Below are 19,982 nucleotides of genomic sequence, written 5' to 3' on the forward strand. Positions count from 1 at the left end.
ATGTCCTTTTTGAGGCAGGATAAAGCCCATCATCAAATTGGCAATGGTCGTTTTTCCGCTTCCGCTGCTGCCCACCAGTGCCAGCACCTCGCCATGCTTTAGTTCGAAATTGATCTCTTTTAATGCCGCCGCATCGCGCCCGCTGAATTGAAAGGATACATTTTCAAAGCGGATGAAATCGCCCTTCCTGAAAGCAGGTACGGCCTTGGCAGATTCGCCGCTTTGAACTGGCAAGGAGTCAACCAGCGCAAAAATACGGCTGGCCGCGCTGACTCCGCTCATGCCGGCATGAAAACGCTGGCCCAGTAAACGTAACGGCTGATAAAACTCCGGTGCCAGCAGTAAAACCACAAAGGCTTGTTGAAACTCCATCAAGCCATACAGCAGACGCAGTCCAATTTGAACCGCAATGACCGCAGTGCTGATGGTTGCCGCCAGTTCCAGCACCAATGCTGAAAGGAACGTGACCCGCAAAACGCTCATCGTCGTGCGGCGGTAATCTTCCGCAACTTTACCAATCCGATGGGTATGCTCCTGAGAACGATTCCACTGTTTGAGTTCCTTCAATCCTTGCAAGGTATCCAGAAAGAACGCGCTCATGCGACTCAGCGCTTGCCATTGCCGGCGGGTTACACTTTCTGAGCCCTTGCCGATCAAAACCATGAAAAAGGGAATCAGCGGAGCAGTAAGCAAAAACACCAGCCCTGAAAGCCAATCCAGCGGAAAAACAGCCAGCAGAATTGCCAGCGGCGTAATAGCGGAAATTGCCAGTTGGGGAAGATACTGCGAATAATAGGCATCCAATGCTTCGACGCCGTTGGTCAAAGTATTACTCACTTCGCCGCTGTTTTCGCGCTGGATGAAGACCGGACCGGCTGCCAGCAGCCTGTCAAACAGCCTGCGGCGGATTTTGTCCTTGACATTCACTGCCAGCCAGCCGGAGATGACTTCCATCCCTCCCCCTGCGCCTGCCCGCAATATGCCCACCAGCAGCAGACCGGTCAGCAACGGCGTTACTTTGACTAAATCCGCACCTTCCAAAAAGACAGCATTTAATATCCCGCTCAACAAACGCGCCTGCAGGATAATCAACACCGCCGCGGCAAGGCTGAAAATTCCAATCAGGATCAGGTACCAGCGTTCTGCCGCCAGCAGACCAAGCAGCCGCTTATCCAGTTTCATGTACCTTCCATTTCGGCTTGAACCGCTAAGGATTACTTTTGAAGGGAAGCGTGCTTCATTGCCAGTTTCAGCGATTCGATTGCCGGCACAGGGGTTGGATCAATACCATAAGCCATCGCCAGATAATACGAAGCATAATCCCCAAAATGGAGGGTTGTCCACATTTGGGCAAGGCGGGTTTCACCTTTGGCTTCAAAATAATCGGTTCCCAAACCGGCCAGCATGAAGGTTTGACGGGTCAGGTCACTGCGAAGCTGGTTTTGGGGATGATCCAGTTTTGCCCGCAGAAAGATGATCATCGTCTTACTGAGCATCTCGGCCGGATTTTCCACGCCAGCAAGCGTATTGTGATCAGCCTCCGGTAGAAATTCAAACTGCGCCCAGGTCTTGGCAATCTCGCTGATCTGACCTTTCCAGCGCCGGGCAACTGGAGCCAGAAACCCCGATCCCATGATCACCACCCAGCGGTTTATCAGTTGACCGGCCAATCGTTTTGCCGGGTTGCTGGTGACAGGAATTTCCGCCAGCAAGCTCTTTTGCTGATCGCGCATCGCCCGGATCGCATCTTTCAACTCATCCGCCGGGTCGGGCAATAAATTCAAACGGCTCAACATGGCCAACAACAACCCAAAAGAGAATCCGACTGCCGCCCGCGGCTGTCCCTCGTGCTTAAACTGCCACAGGGGAATCCCTTTGTTTTGCGCCAATTCAGCCAGTTTGCCACCGGTACAAATGGCTGCCACCGAACAACCTGCTTCAATGGCCTGTTCAAAAACCGAAAGGGTTTCTTCCGTGTTCCCGGAATGGCTCGAGGCAATGACCAGAGTAGATTTTGATTTTGCCCACGCCGGTAGGGTGTAATCCCGCTGAACCACAAAAACTGCCCGGCCGAGTGGTTCGAGGTAGGCCCCCAGCAGATCCGCGCCAATGGCCGACCCCCCCATCCCGGCAATTAACACCTGCCGAATTTCACCAACCGGTGGAACGGGAAGTTGATTACCCAGTTCCCAGGCCTGCTCCAGCTGGGAGGGTAAACCATTGATCTCCCCCAGCATATTTTGAGGATCGAATTGAGAAAATTTTTTAAAATCATCCAGGCTGTTCATCATGTTCTCCGCATTAGTTTTGGGGATAAAATCATGGGATTAACCATGTTACAAAATCGAATCGCATGACCAGTGGCGCTTGGGATACAGATACCATTCTCATACTTCCGGGCAGACCTTCATTGGTTCGATAACACAGGTTGAGTCCTTCCGACAAAGATTCCACACTGATCCGGGTGCTTGAGAAAATAGCACTGCGGCAATCGTTCAAGGAAGGCGCTACCTCCCCAAAAATCATCAGGCCGGCATTCTCATCCACTTCAAACCAGAAGCTGCCTTCTTCCGATTGGATCAGTCTCAAATCCACCCCCTCATCATCCGTCACCTCTCCGCTGTCAAGATCAACACCCAGCCCCGGCTGCAGTTCGAACCTGCCGCTTGCCAGAATCATCGGAGTGGGTGTCATGGTCGGAGTTGAAGTTGGCGTCGGGGTATACACCGCAACGACTTGAATCCGCACCCAAAACGGAGCATTTCCGCCCGGCCCAATCCCAAACAGTTTCCCTTCCGGATTTCGCAGCATCCAGTAACTGGTATATAAACCGGGTTGTTGGGGAGCCAGCATGTCCACTGCAATATCCACGCTCTCACCGGGGTCAACCTTGCCGGGTAAAGGCTGCGAGGAACTTGTCCCCAATCGGTCGCCGGAAAACCACACCACCTGATAATCCCTGTTCCACGGACAGGAGCCGCGGTTGACCAGCCGCCAGATTTTGGTGAACGGCTGTCCCGGCAGCAAACGGGAGTCATCCGGGTAAGTAACATCCAGAATTGCCCCTGCGCCAGCCCGATCACAGGAAGATTCGGGGGGTGCGGCAGTAAAGGAAAGGATTGGTGAAGGGGTAAGCGTGATGACGATAGGTGTAGGTGTTACGGCCGGTTGGGTGAGGTTGGCACCTACCATGGTCGCCACATTTGCGGCAATTTGTGTCAGTTGAAATTCTGCTGTTTGGGCAAAGGAAGTCGGGTCAAAGAAGGGTGCGGGGCTGCCCAATGGGAAATTACAGGCAGCTAAACTGACCAGAATAAAGAATGGCAGAAGAAATTTAATCGGCAGACAGCCAGAAAACTGAACCCAAACCTTCCTCATGGCATGTCCAATTCTACCAAGAATTCGGGCTTCGCACAGATTTCAAATAATCAAGTAAAATAAGAGAACACCAGTCCAGTATTTATTGTTTGTAACAGGTACAGGTATCCGAATGACGAAACCAACCTCCGTACAGCCGGTACGTTATGTTCAATATCGAAATGGGGTCACCTCTCTGGTTGAGGAAGGCCGTGTTATTTCCGAAGCCAGTGTCAGCCTGACGGTCAATGGAATCTTCTGGCTTTCATGGATGTGTACCCCTATGGAACTGGAAGATTTAGCCGTCGGTTTCCTGTTCAACGAAGGAATTATTCAAAGCATCCAGGAAATTGAAATTCTTCGCCCTTGCAATCATGGCGATAATGTGGATGTATGGCTGAACCACCCGGTTGAAAAACCCCTCCACTGGCGCAAAACCTCCGGCTGCACTGGCGGAATGACCAGCGAAACTGCCCAGCAACGCACCCAACCCATCACCAACGGTGATGTATTTCCGGCAGAAAAATTGTTAGGATGGATGGAGCAGATGTTCGATTCACAGACCCTATATAGCCAAACACGCGGGGTGCACTGCTCAATGTTGACGGATGGCGAAGCAATCATGGCCATTGCCGAAGATATTGGCCGGCATAACACACTGGATAAAATTGCCGGCAAATTGATAAGGCAATCCCTTCAACCCACCCGTCGGATTTTACTGACTACCGGCCGCATCAGTTCGGAGATGCTGCAAAAGGCCGCCCGGATAGGAGCCGCTATTTTGATCTCGCGCACTTCCCCAACATCACTTTCCATTCAACTCGCCGAACAATACGGGATCACGCTGATCGGCTATGCCCGCCGCAATCAATTTAACCTTTATACCCACCCCCAGCGGGTCGGCATAACCTTTCCCGAAAGCATCACCGAGCAACAACCATCCGTTTATCCAGTTTCAGCCTGAGCCACTTGTTCAGCGGCGTGAAATTCCGCCTGCGTGTTGACATTCAAGAAAATTCGCCCATGGGGATCAAATTGAGCGAGTTCCTCTTTTTCAATAAAGTATACTTTTGTGGCGGGGAACCAGGCAATCATTTTTCTTTCTCCCTTTTCGATCGCCTGCCGCACTGCTTGCCGACAGTTTTGGGTGCGGTATACGGCATGGAGCGGTTCAAAACCGACTTCGCTTTTAGGAACAACTGCATCCCAATGGCCACTGACCAATACTTCGGCCTGATAGGTCAGCAAATCCGCGCTGACGAACGGCATATCACAGGCAACCACCGCAGTCACAGGTGAGCTGGAAATCGTCAGCGCCGTTAGCAGGCCACCCAGCGCTCCATAACCGGGGAGAAAATCGCTAAACACCGGCAGGTTGAGAAATTCAAAGTCTTCAGGTCGGTTGGATGTGATCAGAATTTCCTCAGCAACCGGTCTGAGGCGGTCAATGACACGCTGAATCAACGGCTTGCCCAAGAAAGGCAATAAAGCTTTGTTGCTCCCCATTCGTCTGGATTGACCACCTGCTTGAACTACAACCGTCAACTTCATGTATAATAATTATAACCTGTTTGGTAGGAATTATCTGGCCTGTACTCCCTGCCAACTTCACCGTAACCCGCTCCACTTTCTTAAACCTGCCGCCAACAAGGAGAACCAATGTCCAATCTGGATTTAAGTCCGCTTCTCCAACGTTTGGAAGAATATCAACCACAGGGACGAACTGCCCTGTTACCTGCCCTTCACGATGCCCAGCAACTTTACGGTTACATTCCCCAGGCCGCTGCGAAAGCCATCGGGCAGGCTTTGAATGTACCGCTTGCCGATGTTTACGGCGTCATTGAATTTTATTCGCTGTTTTATAGCCAGCCAGTCGGTAAAACCGTCATTCACATTTGTAACGACCCGGCTTGCGCACTGGCCGGTTCCGAAGCGTTATTCAAACAAATTCGTTTTCAGCAAGAGAGTGCTCCAGCCATCGATTCACCTCTATCCCTTACCGTTGAGATGGCGCCTTGTCTGGGATTGTGCGAACACGCTCCGGCCGTCCTCATTCAAGGCCAGCCAGTTGCCAGAGCCAACCGGCAAACCTGGCAGGAGCTGGTCAGTGGTAAGGGAGAACGTCCCTCCAGCATGCTGGGTGGGACCGTTTCCATCCTTACCGCAAATTGTGGTTTGGGACATACGGTCGAGCTATCCGAATATCTGGATTTGGGCGGCTATCAGGCACTTCGTAAGGCCCTCAACATGCCGCCGCGACAGGTCATTGAGGAAATCAAAGCCGCTGGACTGGTTGGACGCGGCGGCGCAGCCTTTCCGACCGGCTTGAAATGGGAGGCCGCTGCAAACGCTCCTGGAGAGGTCAAATATGTCGTCTGCAATGCCGACGAAGCCGAACCCGGCACTTTCAAGGATCGCGTCCTGATGGAAGATGATCCGCACAGTATACTGGAAGGCATTCTCATCGCCGCTTATGCCATTGGCGCACAGAAAGGGTATGTCTACATTCGGGGCGAATACCTGCTGCCCTACCAGGCAATGAACAAAGCTGTAGAAGATGCCCACCAAGCCGGCTTTCTGGGCAATAACGTTCTGGATAGCGACTTCAATTTTGAAATTGAAATTCGGCGTGGTGCGGGCGCTTACATCTGTGGTGAAGAAACCGCATTGTTTGAATCCATCGAAGGTAAACGCGGCTTCCCAAGGTTAAAACCTCCCTTTCCAACCACTTATGGGCTGTTTGGTAAACCTACGGTCATCAACAATGTAGAAACCCTTGCCAATGTCCCGATTATCATTCGCAAAGGGTCCGCCCACTACCGTAAATTAGGCACTGAAAAATCACCCGGCAGCAAATTGTTCTGCCTTTCCGGCGACGTAGTGCGTCCCGGTTTGTATGAAATCCCTTTTGGCGTGCCGTTTCATCACTTGCTGTATGATTTAGCGGGCGGCGTCCGTCCCGGTCACCGTTTTCAGGCGGCTCTGTTTGGAGGGGCAGCCGGTGCCTTTGCCACACCGGATCACCTGAATGTGCGCTTGACCTTTGAGGACTTGAAAGAAGCCGGTTTACCCCTCGGTTCCGGTGTGATCACCGTATTCGATGAAACCCGCGACCTTCGCGACATTTGCCTGCACCTGGCGCGCTTCTTCGTTGAGGAATCCTGCGGTAAGTGCTATCCCTGTCAAATAGGCACACAGCGGCAATTTGAAATTATGGAACGCATCGCCAGAGGTGAGGTTCAAAAAGATGACTGGGAACGCCTGCAAGATGTGGGCTGGACGATGACCGACTCCTCTCTGTGTGGATTGGGGCAAACCGCCGCCTCCGCCATCCTGAGCGCAATGAAACATTTTCCTCACCTCTTTCAACCCGTCTGAAAAGCACGGGAGGGTAATCCAATGAGTGAAACCATCCGCATTACCATTGACCAGCAAACCCTGCAGGTGCAGGCGGGCAGCACCATTTTGCAGGCAGCCCGACAGGCGGGAATAGACATCCCAACGATTTGTTATCACGATTACTGTACCGCCAACGGCTTGTGCCGAATTTGTGTGGTTGAAGTGGAGGGAGCGCGTACGCTCCAGCCGGCCTGTGTTGCACAGGTGCACGACGGTATGGTTATTTATACCCGCAGCGAACGCGTCCTGCGCTCGCGCCGCACCATTCTGGAAATGCTGGCATCCAGTGTGGATTTAAGCGAAGCGCCCGAAATTCAAACCATGCTCCAGCAATATCATTCTGATTCCCACCGCTTCCCGGATGCTGAAGTCAGGCATCCGCCTGTCATTGACGATAACCCGATGTACATTCGCGATTACGCCAAATGTATCCTGTGCTGGCGCTGTGTTCAGGTTTGTGCGGAAGATGCCCAATACACATTTGCCATTAACTTCTCCGGGCGCGGGTATGAAACCCAGATCAGCACTTTTTACGAAATTTCCATGCCGGAATCAAGCTGTGTGTTTTGCGGGCAGTGTGTGGGAGTATGCCCCACCGGCGCACTGAAACCCAAGCGTCAATGGTTGCTGGAAATGGGCTACACTCCCGACGACATCATGAACCTGACACGCAGTCAGCGTCAGCGCCGCAAAAGGCGGGAAGAAGCCGCTGCTCGTACGGAATAACGGTTTTGCGGTCAAATCCGATTGGAGGTTGCCATGCTGAAAGCAGAAAAAGTTGTCCCAACGACCTGCCCTTACTGCGGCGTTGGCTGCAATTTGGAACTGCATGTGCGCGATGATTTTATCTACAAAGTCACCTCACCGTTTAATTCGGTCGTTAACCACGGCAATTTGTGCGTTAAAGGCCGCTTTGGTTTTGATTTTATTTACAATCAAGAGCGCATCACCACCCCTCTGATTCGCAAGCAGCCACAAAAACCCGGACAACGCACCCAGGCCTTCGACCGCTCAGAATGGCGTGAGGTCAGCTGGGATGAAGCGTTGGATTATACTGCCGATCGGCTGGTGGAAATTTACCAGTGCGACGGCTCGAATGCCATGGCAGTGTATTGCTGCGCAAAAGCTACCAATGAAGATAACTACCTGCTGCAAAAGTTCTTTCGCGCGGTTTTTCGCACCAACAACGTGGATCACTGCACCCGCTTGTGCCACGCCGCCAGTGTGGTTGCCCTGCAAATGGCCATCGGCTCGGCAGCCATGAGCAATACGGCAGCCGAAGTAAAAGATTGCGATGTTTTTATCCTGACCGGATCGAATCCAACCGAGAATCACCCCATCATTGCCTTGCAAATGAAAGCCGCTGTGCAAAAATATGGGGCTAAATTGATTGTGGTTGACCCGCGCCGCATCGAGATGGTGAACTACGCCACGCTTTACCTGCCCATACGGCCGGGAAGCGATGTGCCGGTCTTCTCGGCAATGGCACACGTCATCCTCAAAGAAAACCTGTATAACCGCCAGTTCATTGAGCAACGCACCGAAAATTTTGAAGCCTTTGCAGCCTCGATGGAAAAATTCACCCCTGAATTTGCCGAGCAGATTTCGGGGGTTGACCGTCAATTGATCATTGAGGCCGCCCGCATGTATGCCACTGCCCGCAACGGCGCAATATTTTGGGCGCTTGGCATTCCCGAATCCACACATGGCACGGCTAACGCGTTGAGTTTGATCAATCTGGCCCTGTTAACCGGTCAGGTTGGGCGTAAAGGGACTGGCCTGAACCCCCTGCGCGGTCAAAACAATGTGCAAGGCGCTTCCGACTCAGGCGCCATGCCATGGCATTACCCCGGCTATCAGGCTGTGGACAACGAAGAAAACGCCCGCCGCTGGGAAGAAGCCTGGCACATTGAGCCGGGTGGTCTTAACCGCCAGCGGGGTTTGACCACCACCGAGATTCTGGCAGCAGTACATCCCGGCGGAGTACGCGCCCTGTACATCATGGGCGAAAACCCGATGATGTCCGAACCCAATCTCAACCACACCCGCAAGAAAATGGAGGAATTGGAATTTCTGGTAGCGCAAGACCTGTTCATCAACGAATCCGGCGCATTTGCGGATGTATTTCTGCCGGCAACCTCATGGGCAGAAAAGGACGGAACTTTCACCAACACCGACCGGCGCGTTCAGCGCGTACGGCAAGTGATTCCTCCGCGGGGTCAATCCCGCCCGGACTGGGAAATCATCTGCGACCTCGCCAAACGGGTTGAAAATCGTTTGAACCGTGCGCACTCAGCCTACTGGAACTACCGTCACCCTTCTGAAATTCTGGAAGAGATGGCGCGTTACGTGCCGGATTATGCCGGAATTCGTTATGATCGAATTGAAAAAGTCGGCTTGCAAACCCCGGTACCAACGCTGGATCACTCCGGCACCCCCTACCTGTACGGCGAGCGTTTTCCGCGGGGTAGGGCAAAGTTCCACCCCCTTGAATATACCCCCAACGCCGAAATGCCGGATGAAGAATATCCGTTGGTTTTAAGCACCGGGCGGGTGTTGGAACACTGGCACGGCGGCACACTCACCCGCCATTCCTGGATGGATGATTTATTCCCCGAAGCCCTGATGGACATTCACCCGGCCGATGCAGCCCGTTTAGGTGTGAGGGATGGCAGTCCCGTGCGGGTTACCTCACGACGCGGTTCGATCGTCTTAAGGGCAAAAGTTACCACCAAAACCAACATTGGGGTAGTTTTCATTCCTTTCCATTTTCGGGAAGCCGCCGCCAATTTGTTGACAACCGATGCGGTGGATCCGCAGGCAAAGATTCCCGAATACAAAGCTGCTGTGGTGCGTGTTACGCCGGCAAGCGATGAGGAATTGACCGCCGCGGTCGAATCCCAACCCCGCGGCAGGTATTAACTATCGCCCGTCTGCATCGCGGATAATAGCCCGCGCCAGCTGCAAGAATTCCTCCCACTCCTCCGTGAAAAAGTGCAGAGTTACATTATTTAATTCCAGATGGTAGGTGGTTTCCCCATCCGGTTCTTCAGCCTGCCACGCCATGTAGTTTTCGGTTTCGGCAATTGTTTCGGTTTTCGGATCCATGGCACTGCTCATTTCATCTCTCCTTGTTGATTAGTTTTTAGAACCTGCAGGTCGTTTATTTCACTTGCGGGAGTTCGGTTTTTTTTGCGGTGGGATGTTCTTTTGCAAGGCACGTCCCAGCCAGTTGCGGAACTCCTCAAGCCAGTTGATTATCGGGATACCATTGGGAAACTGTTTTTGAAACCGCCGATTGATCCGCGCAAATAAATTGCCAAACCACTGACTGATCCACTTTGCCATGGCGTTTGGTTCGCGGTCGGCAATTTTTTCCATACCTTCCCATGGGTCGAGATCGAACATTTTACGGAAAACATAATTGGCAATCAGTTTTACGGTGGCAGTTACCGGCGCGGCCAGCAATACCCCAATCAGGCCGAACAGATTGGCAAAAATCAATGCTGCAACCATGATTGCAGCCGGGTGAATATTCAAAGCGCTGCCCATCAAACGCGGGACTAAAAAATTATCCAGCATAAAATCAATCACAATGGCTGAACCCAAAACAATGATCACATACAGCCATGGTTCAACGCCAAAGATGGTACTCCCCTGTAAATACGAAACCAGGCCATAGGTAATCCACGTAACCCACGGTCCGATATAAGGGACAAAGCGGGCAAGCCCTGCCAGCAAGGCAAGGCCCACATAAAAGCTCACCCCCAATCCACCCAAAAGAGGAATATAAACAAGCACGGTGATAACAAAAATAATCATCTGCCCGCGTAAAAATGCGTTCCAGATGCGGTTCAATTCTCTGCCAAAGCGGGCTACATCTTCACTGTAACCCGGAATCTGTAAATTGATCAAACGCTCTCGAACGCCACCCGAGTCATTGAGGATGAAGTAAGCAATTAAAACCGAAAAAAACAACCATCCAATGGTTGTTGCCGCGCTGGCAGCCAGTTTTCCAATGATTGTTGTCAGGTTTGAAAGAATTGGCTGCACCATTCCCAGCAGCTGACTTGCCAGACTGGGAAGGTCGTACTGCGCCAGATCAATTTGGAAGATGCCAATTTCAATCGGGTGCGCGGTTAGATCGGCAATAATTTTCGGCAAATCACGGATGCGGGTATCCAAAAACCGTACCAGATTTTGCACCTGTTCAAAAAGCGCCAATCCGCTGACGGTCAGCAGGGATAACAACCCCAACAGCACCAGCACAAACACAATCAAAGCGGCCAACCGCCATGAGAGCCGTAATTTTTGGTGGAGTAAATTCGTTATTGGGTAGAGCAGGTAGGCCAGAATGAAGGCAACCAGCAACAGCCCGACAATCTGGCGGAAGCGGATTAATAAACCTGCCAGAATGGCAACCGTCGTCAGGGCTACCACCAGTTTGGTTGTGCCGCTCCAACGCGGGGAGGTTGAGGGTTGCAACGAGTCGTTCATTGACCAAAATCCATTATCAGGCTCTAAATCAATTGTACCAGAGCAAGCCATTAAATCTTCGCAAGGCCCTTCCCAACCATTCTGGAAAAGGCTGAAGAATTAAACACCTCTCTATCAGGGAGGACACGCACCCGGTATAAACAAATTGGTAATTGTATTGAATGGGGCAGTGCAATACAAATTCAAAGCATCAAAAATTGCAAATGCAAGGCAGCCGCAGGCAAGCACCACCACAAGTATGATTAATACGATGACCAGTGGAGAAAGTTTCATCCTGGCAGGTTTGACGTTTTTCACCCCTGCGGCCGGTTGGGCGACCTGACCGCTGAAACCGCCCGGCATCTGCGGGGGGGAAGTCATCACCGGCTCATATGCCGGGGCAGGTTCAGCCTCTTCCTCCATCAACGAACTGCGGACGGCTGCTATGGTTGCATCCGGATCAAGCTCGCTCGCCTCAAACAGAAGGTGAGTATTCTCCCCTAAGGTGATCAGTTCCCCCGCCTGCAGAGCGTGGGCAGCCTGCAACCTCATACCGTTGACTGCCGTCCCGTTGGTTGATCCAAGATCCTCAATAAAATACCGCTCCCCCTGCCGGTAAATACGGGCATGTCGGCGCGAAACTTCGGGATCGTTGACGACCAGCATGTTGCTGGCATCTCTCCCAATGGAAATTAAATCCCCTTCCAAAGGGTAGGTAAGACCAGCATTCGGCCCAGATTTGAGTACCAGTTGATATCGGGCAGCCATCTTCTTATCTCCTTGGCGATTGAACTATCCATAGTGTAGCCCGATTGAGAAGGGATGTCAACAAAAAATCTCCATACCGTATTCCGGCAGGAGATAAAAAAACCCCCCGCCGTGCCGTGTGCTGCGTAGTTTTGAACCTGCATTCGCAGGTTTGGGATCCTCCACCGAGATCCGCCTTGACCGAAGTCTATCGCGTCACTCCAGTGATAGTGGAACCCTCTTTATTGGTGTTGGCTCAAAACCGGTCGTGCTGCATCACGAACACAGCAGGGTTAATCAACTTATACCACATTTTTTATTGGATGGGTAGGCGTTGGCAGTTCCACGCAAGGGTGAAATTTCTTAAAATTTGTGAAATTTGATGTTCGGGAAAGCCGATTAAGTGGGCGGTACATCCATTCAGACAATCACCGGCGCCAAAACCTGCCGCTGCTATAAAGGCAGACGGTTGATTCAAAAAGAATTGGCTCCAGCGGCACTCCAAACGTTCTTCTGCCGCCAAATAGACTATTTCCATAATTTCACCATGCGGACGCAGATAGTCGAAATGCCAGCGCGGTGAAGTATGGATTTTCAAGTGATGCTTCAATCGCCCGCGAATGCCCCCGCTGCCCAATGCCGAACCACAATACACATATATCCCATCTGGAAAAGAAAACGAACCCAACCTGCCAACGGACAGTTCAATCCACTGGTGTATTCGCAACACCAGAAGATAACTTCCACGAGCGGAAGGCAGATTCGCAAACATCAGGATTTCTTTACAAGATAATCGAATTGATGAGCTAAAAACATCAACTCACCCCTCTCGATTTGAGAACGGCGAGCCCTGAGCCAGTTTTCAAAAGCAATCAGATTGATTTGGTGGTATTTTGGAATGGTTTCCTCAAAAAAGTGCAGGATGAAATGCAAAAAATAAGCCTCATCTGCCGGGTAATGACGCGCGAGCGGAAAAACTACCCAATCCGATGACCCAATTTCCACAACTTCAAAATTGGCTCGTTTCAACGCATGAAAAAGACGCCGGCCGGTGCAGCTCCCACCTGTCGGCTTACCGTTCACAAGCCGCTCATCCATGCTTTGGTGATAATAGCGGATGATCTGCGCATCCAATTCTGCGTCAATCACCGGTTCAAAGGCTGTGGTTCCATCGAAGTTAATCGAAAAGTAACCCAGTCCATCTTGCCTCAAACATGACCTGATCATCGGCAGAACGCTTTCCAAATCCACCAGATCCAGCACAGCATTGGCAATCACCACATCGAAGTATTTCTGCCATTGTGGTTGCCGAAGGAAGTCGTATAAATCCGCTTTTATAAACCGGTAGGCAACCCCCTGGGTATCCTCATGGGTTTGGCGCTCCTCGATTGGATGAATATTCCAGCCGCCCGCATTCCCCCATTTTGGAATGATTTTACGGGCAGTCTCAATATTCTCGCCTTCTGCATCAATTCCCGTATATTCCGCATGGTTCAACAAACCCCATTCCAATGACCGCTGGAACATCGTTCCGATTCCCATACCCAATTCAAGCACCCTGACTTTTTCTTTCTGAGCTGTTTGATGAATTTCGTTTTTCAGCGCTTCCCACACCCGCCGATTAAGCGCCCGGTCATCCACCGATCTTTTAGAAGATAAATAGCGGGTAAAGGAGAATTCCATTATTCCGACCTTTCCTTTCAATGCAAAAAATGCCCGATGAGAAAGCGGCGTGCAGTTGCCATGCTCTCCTGCCAGGTGGGAAACTCCTCGTAACGTCTCCGCGCCGCCTTGCTGAGTGCCACCCTCAAATCCGCATCGCTTAATAATTCCAGTAGCACTTTCTTCAACGCAGCCGGTGATTCGGGTGGAACAAGAAAACCATTGACGCCTGACTGAATGATCTCACTTGCTGCGCCGGATTGTCCTGCTACGGGAATAACCCCAAACCGCTGCGCTTCCAAATACACAATGCCAAATCCTTCGTATTGGGAGGGCACGACCAAAACATCCGCGGTCTGCCAAATTTTGACCAGTTCATCATCCGAAACCGCGCCGTAAATTCTTACGCGCTGACCCAGCCCGCCAGATTCGATCATTTGTCGAATTTTCTTCTCATAGGATGGTTGCAGGTTAGTTCTGCCCACCAGAGAGAGTTGCCAATGAAAGGATGTCAAATCTTGTAATGCCCCTAAGAGCGTATGCAGCCCTTTACGGGGAATCCAATTTCCCACAAAGATGAAGTGAAGATCATTATTTTGGCTATGCGCATTGAATTTGGTTTCTACTCCTTCCGCGCTTAACGCATCGCCGCCCGGTGTAGCAACCACAGCCGGCTTTTCCGCTTTCAGCAGGTTGCTCACCGATTGCAGCGTTGTCTGGCTGTTGCAAATAAACCCATCTACCGAATTCAGATAACGTCGTTCCACCTGCCGGTACAACCACCTCAAAACCCGCGGATGCTCTTCCATGCAGCGCAGATGATGTACGATGCTCACCAGCGCATAGGGTACATCCTTTCTCAATTGATGATTAAGGATAAACAAAGATGGATGATTGAGTTCATCCTGAAGCAAAACATCCACCCGCAAATCGCGCAGGCGCTCCCGCAGGGCAGGGTTTAAGTTGTGCATCCAGTGGCGCGGATAATTGCGCCATGGCAGGGAGATGATTTCCACATTATCTCCCTGGCTTTGAAGAAACGACACCAGTTTACGGTCATACAAATACCCTCCCGAAAGGGTATTCAAATCACCGTAGATGACCAGCCCCACTCTCACCTAACGCCCCACCTCATAGCCCGCCCAGGCAACTGCATTTTCCCACAATTTAACCGAAATCCGTTCAACCGGGCCAGCTAAAAACTGCTCTGCCAGCGATTCGCACAATAACCGCGCAAAATGCTCCAGAGAGGGGTTCACACCCGCAAATTCCGGCAAATCATTCAGCGTGTGGTCGCGAAAATAACCAATCAGACGGTCAAGCGTATCCTCAATGGCAACAATATCCACCAGATACTGATGCTGATCCAATTGTCTGCCGCTTAATTCCAGTTCAAGACGGTATGGGTGGGAATGCAGCTGGTTTTCTGCACCCCAATCTCCGCCGATCAGATAATGCTGGGCAATGAATTCACGCTGAACGCCGACCCGGTACATGGTAAAACTCCTTTTACAAAAATTGGCATAAGCCCAAAACAGGGTTTAAATCTACTATAATCTTAACATGAACTCAGCGGATTATGACGCCAGTGAACAGGCTTTGGTTGAAATCAACATCGAAGACATGTTGGTCTCGTTTGGCATTCAGAAATGGCGGTTCGGGCGCTGGCTGGCAAAGCGCTTGTTTGACTACCCTGCGCGTAAATTTGCGCGGCATGTTCTGGATTTCGACAGAGGCGTTGCCGAAAGCGGCTTGACCGGCGGCTCGCAGCGCATACTGCCCGAATACGTCCGATCACTGACCATAAGCGGGCAGGAAAACCTGCCTCAGAATGGAGCGGTGTTGATCCTTTCCAACCACCCCGGCATGGCAGATACCCTTGCCCTGTTTGCTGCCTTGCGCCGTCCGGATTTGCGCATACTGGCAGCAGAGCGTCCTTTCCTGAGGGCTCTGCCGGCCACGGCTGGTTATTTGTTCTTTGTCCCCGAGGCCGAACAACACCGCGGCGAAGTCATCCGCCAAACCGCTGCTCATTTGCGGGCCGGCGGGGCAGTACTGACCTTTCCCGCAGGCAAAATTGAGCCTGACCCCAAAATCCTGCCGGGTGCGCTGGAATCACTGAACGAATGGTCCATCAGCACCGGTTTATTTGTTCGTCTAATTCCCGGCTTGCCGGTACTGCCCGTGCTGGTCAGCGGAGTTATCGCGGCTCCTTCCGTGCGCCATCCGCTCACCTTGCTGCGCCGCAGGGTTGAAGATCAACGCCGGCTGGCTGCCACACTGCAAATTCTCATGCGGGAGTTCTTCCCCACCCAATGGCCTGTGGATGTGCGCGTGGATATCTTACCGTTGATGGATACCCGTCCGCTGGCTGACTATCGCCGCCCGGAAGACATCACCCGTCAATTAATTGAACAAATCCGCCCGCTTTACGAACAGACGATTCGCAAGATTCAACAACGAGATTCTTCAGCCTCATACCCCACCCTTACGGCAACAGGACAAATTCAAAGATAACTGAATACAGCCTGCAGCACTTCATGCGGAGAATCCACCAGAAGATCAAATACCTGATTAGCCTCGGAAAGTGGAAAAAGGTGGCTGATCCAATTGCCCGGTTTGATTCTTTCCAGTTGTTCAAAAACCACCTCGAAGCGGCGCTGTTTATCCCAACGCCCACTCAAAGAGGGATCTATCCTGCTGACCTGACTGGAAAAAATACCGATACGGTTGCGGTGAAAATGACCGCCAAAGTCCACGGCGGCAATCTTCTTACCATACCAGGAACCAATCAGTATACGGCTGTAGAAACCACACACTTCAATCGCCTGGTTGATCGCATCAGGCACGCCGCTGAGTTCATAAACCAAATCCGCACCGCCGTGTGGCAAGCCAGCCGAAATGAAAGCCCGGCGAAGTGACCCAGGCTGTGAAAATTCAGCCGGGTTAAGCGCAATGTCAGCTCCAAGGCTGAGGGCAATCTGACGGCGCTGGGGAAAAAGGTCTGCTCCCCCCAAAAAACCGAGAGGAAACTGCCCTAACAAGGCGCAGGTCAGCAGTCCAACCATGCCCAGCCCAAATACAATCACAGCCTCACCCAAAATCGGTCTGCCATCTTGCAAAAAATTGACCGCTGTTTCCATATTGGGCAGGAAAACCGCATCTTCATCACGCAATGTGTCCGGTAAGGGAATTAAGGAACTCAACGGGACAGAGAAATGACTGGCATGGGGATAAAACGCAAACACCCGTTTCCCCCTCCACGTGGGCTGGATGTTCTTCCCAATATCCACAATCTGACCGATACAGCAATATCCATAACGAAAAGGGTACTTGAATTCTCCAGCCAGGGCGGGCAAATTCTCATCCAAAGCAAGTTGATCGGGAAATAAACCCTGATAGATCATAGCCTCGGTACCCGCGCTGATGCCGCTAAAGCGTGTTTGAATCAGCACCTCATCCTCCGCAGGTGGAGGACACTCTTCCTCAATAATCTCGATTTTACGAACACCCCGATGAACCAGTACCTGCCGCTTCATTTAGCGCTCCATCCATTCCAAAACGCCGAAAACAACCACATCCCTGCCAAATACAGTGTAACGGGCATTGGAAAGTGAAGGTAAATGATCCATTGCTCGCTGACGGCTGATGACATTCACCCCCCCCAGCCAGCGCGGAACAATGGTGATGACAGCCACATCCGCCAGCCTTTCAGTGAGGAAAGAGGTCAAAACCTTTGCTCCACCTTCCACCATGACCGATTCAATTCCACGTCGCCATAATTCTTCAAGCAAGGCTGGTAAGTCCAATCCGCGGTCTCCGCGCCGCGGTAATCGAATCAACTCGACGCCCTGTTTCAACAAGGAGCTCTGGCGGTTTTCTTCGGCTGTCTTTGCACAGGCTACCCAGGCTTTGTTTTGCTGGCGGCGCAGCAATTGACATTCCAGTGGGATGCGCAAACGCGAATCCAGCACAATCGGTTGCGGGTTCCTGCCGCTTACCAGACGCACGGTCAATTGTGGGTCATCTGAAAGTACGGTACCAATTCCTATCAGGATGCCATCATGATTGGCGCGCAAACAATGGGTGAGACGCTGGGATTGCGGCCCGCTTAAACCTACCGGCATACCGCGTCGGACAGTCAAACTTCCATCCAGTGACTGCGCATAACTCAGCGTAACCAGCGGTTTCCCTTTGCTTACGACATTGGTTTTATGCTGGTTCAGCCAATCAATAATTTGAAGTTCATTCTCCTCAATGTTTTCCATTACGGTTCGATTCAGAATGGACGAACTGGAGGACTTCAACATCCAGCAGGTGATTCATGCGTTTGATTTTGGTCATCAAGTAAGCTGCATTGTCCGGATATATGGTGGGGATAAGCGGGATTCGCTCAACCACATGAATGCCGTGGCTCTCCAGATTGGCAATTTTGTCCGGATTATTGGTCAAAAGCCGCACCGAACGCACACCCAAATCCTTCAAAATAGCCGCTGCCATACTGTATTCGCGTTGATCTTCCGGATGCCCCAGTGCTAGATTGGCATCCACCGTATCCAACCCCTGATCTTGCAGGTTGTAAGCGCGCAGCTTTTCCATCAAACCAATTCCGCGCCCTTCCTGCCGCAAATAAACGATCACGCCGCAATCTTCCAATGCGATATACTCCATGGCATGATGGAGCTGCTCACCGCAGTCACAGCGTCGCGATCCCAACACATCCCCCGTAAAACATTCTGAATGAATGCGAACGGGCACATTTTCGCGTCCGAACACATCCCCGCGAATCAGTGCCAGATGTTCCTTATCGTCCCGGTTATTGGTGTAAAGGCACAGCTGGAATTCTCCGACTGCGGTAGGTACTCGAGCGCACACAATTTGATTTAAGATTAAGGGTTCTTCCATGACAACACCTCGGCAAGTAAAGTGATTGACGGCTACCGCTTCACCTGCGGCGATAATCCAACCACACGCTGATCAAAAGGGCTATCTCAATGGCTTTGGTCAAATACCCAAGCGTAGATCGCTCACCAATGGCAACCCATAAAAGAATGGTTACGAGGGTATAGCCCACATACGCCCAGGCAACCCATTTTCTCCGCTGCACGAATAACGGAATTGGCAAAAAGTAAGCAGCTGCCAGAGAAAGGAAACCCAGACCATTCAGGATAAAGACCACATCTGGAAACAGCAAGGAAATGTGAATTCCCGCGGTTGCAGCCGTCAATAAAATAATTAAACCTCCAAGCCAGTCAATTCCAGCACGTTTTTTCATAGCAGCTACTCCATTTCCCAAAATCAGACTTCCTTTTGAAGCGAGCCAAGCGGGCGAGCCAGAGTCCAGCCGCCCAGCCCCAAACCCGCTAAACCAATCAGCACATCCCGCGCGCGCATCCACAAACTCAATGCCAATCCCGACGCTGCGGGCAGCCCCATTGCCTGCATGGCAAAGACCTGACTGGCTTCCAAAACCCCTAAGCCGCCCGGCATTGGCGCCAGGAAGGCGAGCCGCGAAAGCACAAACGCAAAGATGATTTGCGCATCGCTGATTTGCATTCCCAGAAACCGAACAGCGATAAAATACTCAAAAATCATCCCCGCCCACGAGAGAAAAGAAACCAAAATTGCCAGCAGCAAGCTCTTTGGATTTCTTTCCAGCAAAGCCGCAATTTGGTATTCAGCCTCAGCCGCCAGATTGCCCAGCTTTCTAATCCATGTGCGCATTGACTGGAGCGACCCACTCTTTTCTGCCAGCCATTGAAGAGGGTAATGTTTTGTTCTCAACGCAACCAGATGAGCCGCAGGAATCAACCCAAGCCCAAGAACGGGTATCCAGTCATTGCGATTGAGGACAGCATGCCCAAAATCTGTACTCAAAGCAAAGAACATTCCCCCCACAATTACCAGCAAATTAACCAGCAATTCCAATAATTTATCCAGATAGACACTCGAAACCGCGCTGACCGTTTGTACAGCATGATTGCGGGTCAAGAGAGCCACCTGTGCCGGCTCGCCACCGAATTGCGGTCCGGGTGTAAAATAACTGACCCCGAAACTGGTCAGCCGATAACTCAAGACCCTGTTCAAAGGGATTTTTTCTCCCATAGCGTGCAAAATGATTTGCCAACGGAATGAAATCACCAGCAAAATCAAGAGATTGACGCCCGCCAAAACCAGAATTTGGGCGAGGTGAAGGTTGCCAAGCAGGCGGTAAATTTCTTTTAAAGGGGTTGTTTTGAGCGACCACACGAATAATGGAATCGCTGCCAGCCACAGCAACCAGATCCACTTAAAACTGAAACGTTTCGATTTCATCAACTCTATTGTACCAACTCGACCGG

General features: G+C 51.5%; 21 protein-coding genes and 1 other RNA gene. 5 read left to right on the forward strand and 17 right to left on the reverse strand.

The features are described from left to right. The 3 genes from VAE48_RS05715 to VAE48_RS05725 form a co-directional block, all read right to left on the reverse strand. Positions 1-1,182 (reverse strand): ABC transporter ATP-binding protein/permease (locus VAE48_RS05715; protein WP_322792357.1); only part of this gene is annotated, 1,182 nt, incomplete at its 3' end. 32 nt (positions 1,183-1,214) lie between these two features. Next, positions 1,215-2,291, reverse strand: a complete 1,077-nt coding sequence (locus VAE48_RS05720; protein ID WP_322792358.1) for a bifunctional phosphoglucose/phosphomannose isomerase — start codon at positions 2,289-2,291, stop codon at positions 1,215-1,217. Between the two features lie 28 nt (positions 2,292-2,319). After that, entirely contained in the window at positions 2,320-3,378 is a 1,059-nt protein-coding gene (locus VAE48_RS05725; protein ID WP_322792359.1) for an NBR1-Ig-like domain-containing protein, read from the reverse strand. Between the two features lie 112 nt (positions 3,379-3,490). Here VAE48_RS05725 and fdhD point away from each other — a divergent pair, with 112 nt between their 5' ends. After that, entirely contained in the window at positions 3,491-4,321 is an 831-nt protein-coding gene (fdhD, locus tag VAE48_RS05730) for a formate dehydrogenase accessory sulfurtransferase FdhD (protein WP_322792360.1), read from the forward strand. Here the strand turns inward: fdhD and mobA are convergent. Further along, complete coding sequence (mobA, locus tag VAE48_RS05735; protein WP_322792361.1) at positions 4,303-4,908, reverse strand: molybdenum cofactor guanylyltransferase; 606 nt, start codon at positions 4,906-4,908, stop codon at positions 4,303-4,305. The genes fdhD and mobA overlap by 19 nt on opposite strands. A 108-nt stretch (positions 4,909-5,016) precedes the next feature. Here mobA and nuoF point away from each other — a divergent pair, with 108 nt between their 5' ends. The 3 genes from nuoF to fdhF are packed head-to-tail and all read left to right on the forward strand — an operon-like array spanning position 5,017 to position 9,678. Then, positions 5,017-6,735 carry an NADH-quinone oxidoreductase subunit NuoF gene (gene nuoF, locus VAE48_RS05740; RefSeq protein WP_322792362.1) on the forward strand — a complete coding sequence of 573 codons (1,719 nt, stop codon included), beginning with the start codon at positions 5,017-5,019 and terminating at the stop codon, positions 6,733-6,735. Positions 6,736-6,756: 21 nt separating this feature from the next. Then, on the forward strand, positions 6,757-7,482 hold the full coding sequence (locus VAE48_RS05745; protein WP_322792363.1) for a 2Fe-2S iron-sulfur cluster-binding protein: 726 nt from the start codon (positions 6,757-6,759) through the stop codon (positions 7,480-7,482). A gap of 33 nt (positions 7,483-7,515) precedes the next feature. After that, positions 7,516-9,678, forward strand: a complete 2,163-nt coding sequence (fdhF, locus tag VAE48_RS05750) for a formate dehydrogenase subunit alpha (protein ID WP_322792364.1) — start codon at positions 7,516-7,518, stop codon at positions 9,676-9,678. On the opposite strand, the gene VAE48_RS05755 is transcribed toward fdhF, so the two are convergent. From VAE48_RS05755 to VAE48_RS05790, 8 genes are all read right to left on the reverse strand, one after another. Then, the gene (locus VAE48_RS05755; protein ID WP_322792365.1) at positions 9,679-9,876 is read right to left on the reverse strand and encodes a hypothetical protein; all 198 of its coding nucleotides are present in this window, start codon (positions 9,874-9,876) and stop codon (positions 9,679-9,681) included. 48 nt (positions 9,877-9,924) lie between these two features. Continuing rightward, positions 9,925-11,253, reverse strand: coding sequence for an AI-2E family transporter (locus tag VAE48_RS05760; protein ID WP_322792366.1), 1,329 nt, complete (start codon positions 11,251-11,253; stop codon positions 9,925-9,927). A gap of 114 nt (positions 11,254-11,367) precedes the next feature. Further along, positions 11,368-12,000: an FHA domain-containing protein gene (locus VAE48_RS05765; RefSeq protein WP_322792367.1), complete on the reverse strand. Its 633-nt coding sequence runs from the start codon at positions 11,998-12,000 to the stop codon at positions 11,368-11,370. A gap of 99 nt (positions 12,001-12,099) precedes the next feature. Continuing rightward, a non-coding RNA gene (ssrS, locus tag VAE48_RS05770) (6S RNA) lies at positions 12,100-12,276 on the reverse strand. Between the two features lie 19 nt (positions 12,277-12,295). Next, positions 12,296-12,751, reverse strand: a complete 456-nt coding sequence (locus tag VAE48_RS05775; protein WP_322792368.1) for a GIY-YIG nuclease family protein — start codon at positions 12,749-12,751, stop codon at positions 12,296-12,298. After that, positions 12,751-13,662, reverse strand: a complete 912-nt coding sequence (locus VAE48_RS05780) for a class I SAM-dependent methyltransferase (RefSeq protein WP_322792369.1) — start codon at positions 13,660-13,662, stop codon at positions 12,751-12,753. The genes VAE48_RS05775 and VAE48_RS05780 overlap by 1 nt, the downstream gene beginning before the upstream one ends. Positions 13,663-13,679: 17 nt before the next feature. Continuing rightward, the gene (locus VAE48_RS05785; protein WP_322792370.1) at positions 13,680-14,759 is read right to left on the reverse strand and encodes a glycosyltransferase family 4 protein; all 1,080 of its coding nucleotides are present in this window, start codon (positions 14,757-14,759) and stop codon (positions 13,680-13,682) included. Next, a complete protein-coding gene (locus tag VAE48_RS05790; protein WP_322792371.1) occupies positions 14,760-15,137 on the reverse strand; it encodes a 6-carboxytetrahydropterin synthase in 378 nt (125 codons plus the stop codon). Between the two features lie 67 nt (positions 15,138-15,204). On the opposite strand from VAE48_RS05790, the gene VAE48_RS05795 reads away from it, so the two are divergent. Further along, positions 15,205-16,158 carry a lysophospholipid acyltransferase family protein gene (locus VAE48_RS05795; RefSeq protein ID WP_322792372.1) on the forward strand — a complete coding sequence of 318 codons (954 nt, stop codon included), beginning with the start codon at positions 15,205-15,207 and terminating at the stop codon, positions 16,156-16,158. Here the strand turns inward: VAE48_RS05795 and VAE48_RS05800 are convergent. The 5 genes from VAE48_RS05800 to VAE48_RS05820 are packed head-to-tail and all read right to left on the reverse strand — an operon-like array spanning position 16,149 to position 19,956. Continuing rightward, a complete protein-coding gene (locus VAE48_RS05800; RefSeq protein ID WP_322792373.1) occupies positions 16,149-17,180 on the reverse strand; it encodes a hypothetical protein in 1,032 nt (343 codons plus the stop codon). The two genes, VAE48_RS05795 and VAE48_RS05800, sit on opposite strands and share 10 nt — an antisense overlap. After that, positions 17,181-17,909: a RibD family protein gene (locus VAE48_RS05805; RefSeq protein WP_322792374.1), complete on the reverse strand. Its 729-nt coding sequence runs from the start codon at positions 17,907-17,909 to the stop codon at positions 17,181-17,183. Then, a complete protein-coding gene (gene ribA, locus VAE48_RS05810; protein WP_322792375.1) occupies positions 17,896-18,546 on the reverse strand; it encodes a GTP cyclohydrolase II in 651 nt (216 codons plus the stop codon). Before ribA ends, VAE48_RS05805 begins: the two co-directional genes overlap by 14 nt. A 40-nt stretch (positions 18,547-18,586) precedes the next feature. Further along, positions 18,587-18,916, reverse strand: coding sequence for a hypothetical protein (locus VAE48_RS05815; protein ID WP_322792376.1), 330 nt, complete (start codon positions 18,914-18,916; stop codon positions 18,587-18,589). A 23-nt stretch (positions 18,917-18,939) separates the two neighbouring features. Further along, entirely contained in the window at positions 18,940-19,956 is a 1,017-nt protein-coding gene (locus VAE48_RS05820) for a lysylphosphatidylglycerol synthase transmembrane domain-containing protein (protein ID WP_322792377.1), read from the reverse strand. Positions 19,957-19,982: the final 26 nt, after the last annotated feature.

Source organism: Bellilinea sp. (assembly GCF_034432615.1).
Taxonomy (GTDB): domain Bacteria; phylum Chloroflexota; class Anaerolineae; order Anaerolineales; family Anaerolineaceae; genus Bellilinea.

Excerpts from the sequence above, each read along its gene's own strand:
- VAE48_RS05720 (WP_322792358.1), bottom strand. The coding sequence starts at position 2,291 with ATGATGAACAGCCTGGATGATTTTAAAAAATTTTCTCAATTCGATCCT.
- VAE48_RS05725 (WP_322792359.1), bottom strand. The coding sequence starts at position 3,378 with ATGAGGAAGGTTTGGGTTCAGTTTTCTGGCTGTCTGCCGATTAAATTT.
- fdhD (WP_322792360.1), top strand. The coding sequence starts at position 3,491 with ATGACGAAACCAACCTCCGTACAGCCGGTACGTTATGTTCAATATCGA.
- mobA (WP_322792361.1), bottom strand. The coding sequence starts at position 4,908 with ATGAAGTTGACGGTTGTAGTTCAAGCAGGTGGTCAATCCAGACGAATG.
- nuoF (WP_322792362.1), top strand. The coding sequence starts at position 5,017 with ATGTCCAATCTGGATTTAAGTCCGCTTCTCCAACGTTTGGAAGAATAT.
- VAE48_RS05745 (WP_322792363.1), top strand. The coding sequence starts at position 6,757 with ATGAGTGAAACCATCCGCATTACCATTGACCAGCAAACCCTGCAGGTG.
- fdhF (WP_322792364.1), top strand. The coding sequence starts at position 7,516 with ATGCTGAAAGCAGAAAAAGTTGTCCCAACGACCTGCCCTTACTGCGGC.
- VAE48_RS05755 (WP_322792365.1), bottom strand. The coding sequence starts at position 9,876 with ATGAGCAGTGCCATGGATCCGAAAACCGAAACAATTGCCGAAACCGAA.
- VAE48_RS05760 (WP_322792366.1), bottom strand. The coding sequence starts at position 11,253 with ATGAACGACTCGTTGCAACCCTCAACCTCCCCGCGTTGGAGCGGCACA.
- VAE48_RS05765 (WP_322792367.1), bottom strand. The coding sequence starts at position 12,000 with ATGGCTGCCCGATATCAACTGGTACTCAAATCTGGGCCGAATGCTGGT.
- VAE48_RS05775 (WP_322792368.1), bottom strand. The coding sequence starts at position 12,751 with ATGTTTGCGAATCTGCCTTCCGCTCGTGGAAGTTATCTTCTGGTGTTG.
- VAE48_RS05780 (WP_322792369.1), bottom strand. The coding sequence starts at position 13,662 with ATGGAATTCTCCTTTACCCGCTATTTATCTTCTAAAAGATCGGTGGAT.
- VAE48_RS05790 (WP_322792371.1), bottom strand. The coding sequence starts at position 15,137 with ATGTACCGGGTCGGCGTTCAGCGTGAATTCATTGCCCAGCATTATCTG.
- VAE48_RS05795 (WP_322792372.1), top strand. The coding sequence starts at position 15,205 with ATGAACTCAGCGGATTATGACGCCAGTGAACAGGCTTTGGTTGAAATC.
- VAE48_RS05800 (WP_322792373.1), bottom strand. The coding sequence starts at position 17,180 with ATGAAGCGGCAGGTACTGGTTCATCGGGGTGTTCGTAAAATCGAGATT.
- VAE48_RS05805 (WP_322792374.1), bottom strand. The coding sequence starts at position 17,909 with ATGGAAAACATTGAGGAGAATGAACTTCAAATTATTGATTGGCTGAAC.
- ribA (WP_322792375.1), bottom strand. The coding sequence starts at position 18,546 with ATGGAAGAACCCTTAATCTTAAATCAAATTGTGTGCGCTCGAGTACCT.
- VAE48_RS05815 (WP_322792376.1), bottom strand. The coding sequence starts at position 18,916 with ATGAAAAAACGTGCTGGAATTGACTGGCTTGGAGGTTTAATTATTTTA.
- VAE48_RS05820 (WP_322792377.1), bottom strand. The coding sequence starts at position 19,956 with ATGAAATCGAAACGTTTCAGTTTTAAGTGGATCTGGTTGCTGTGGCTG.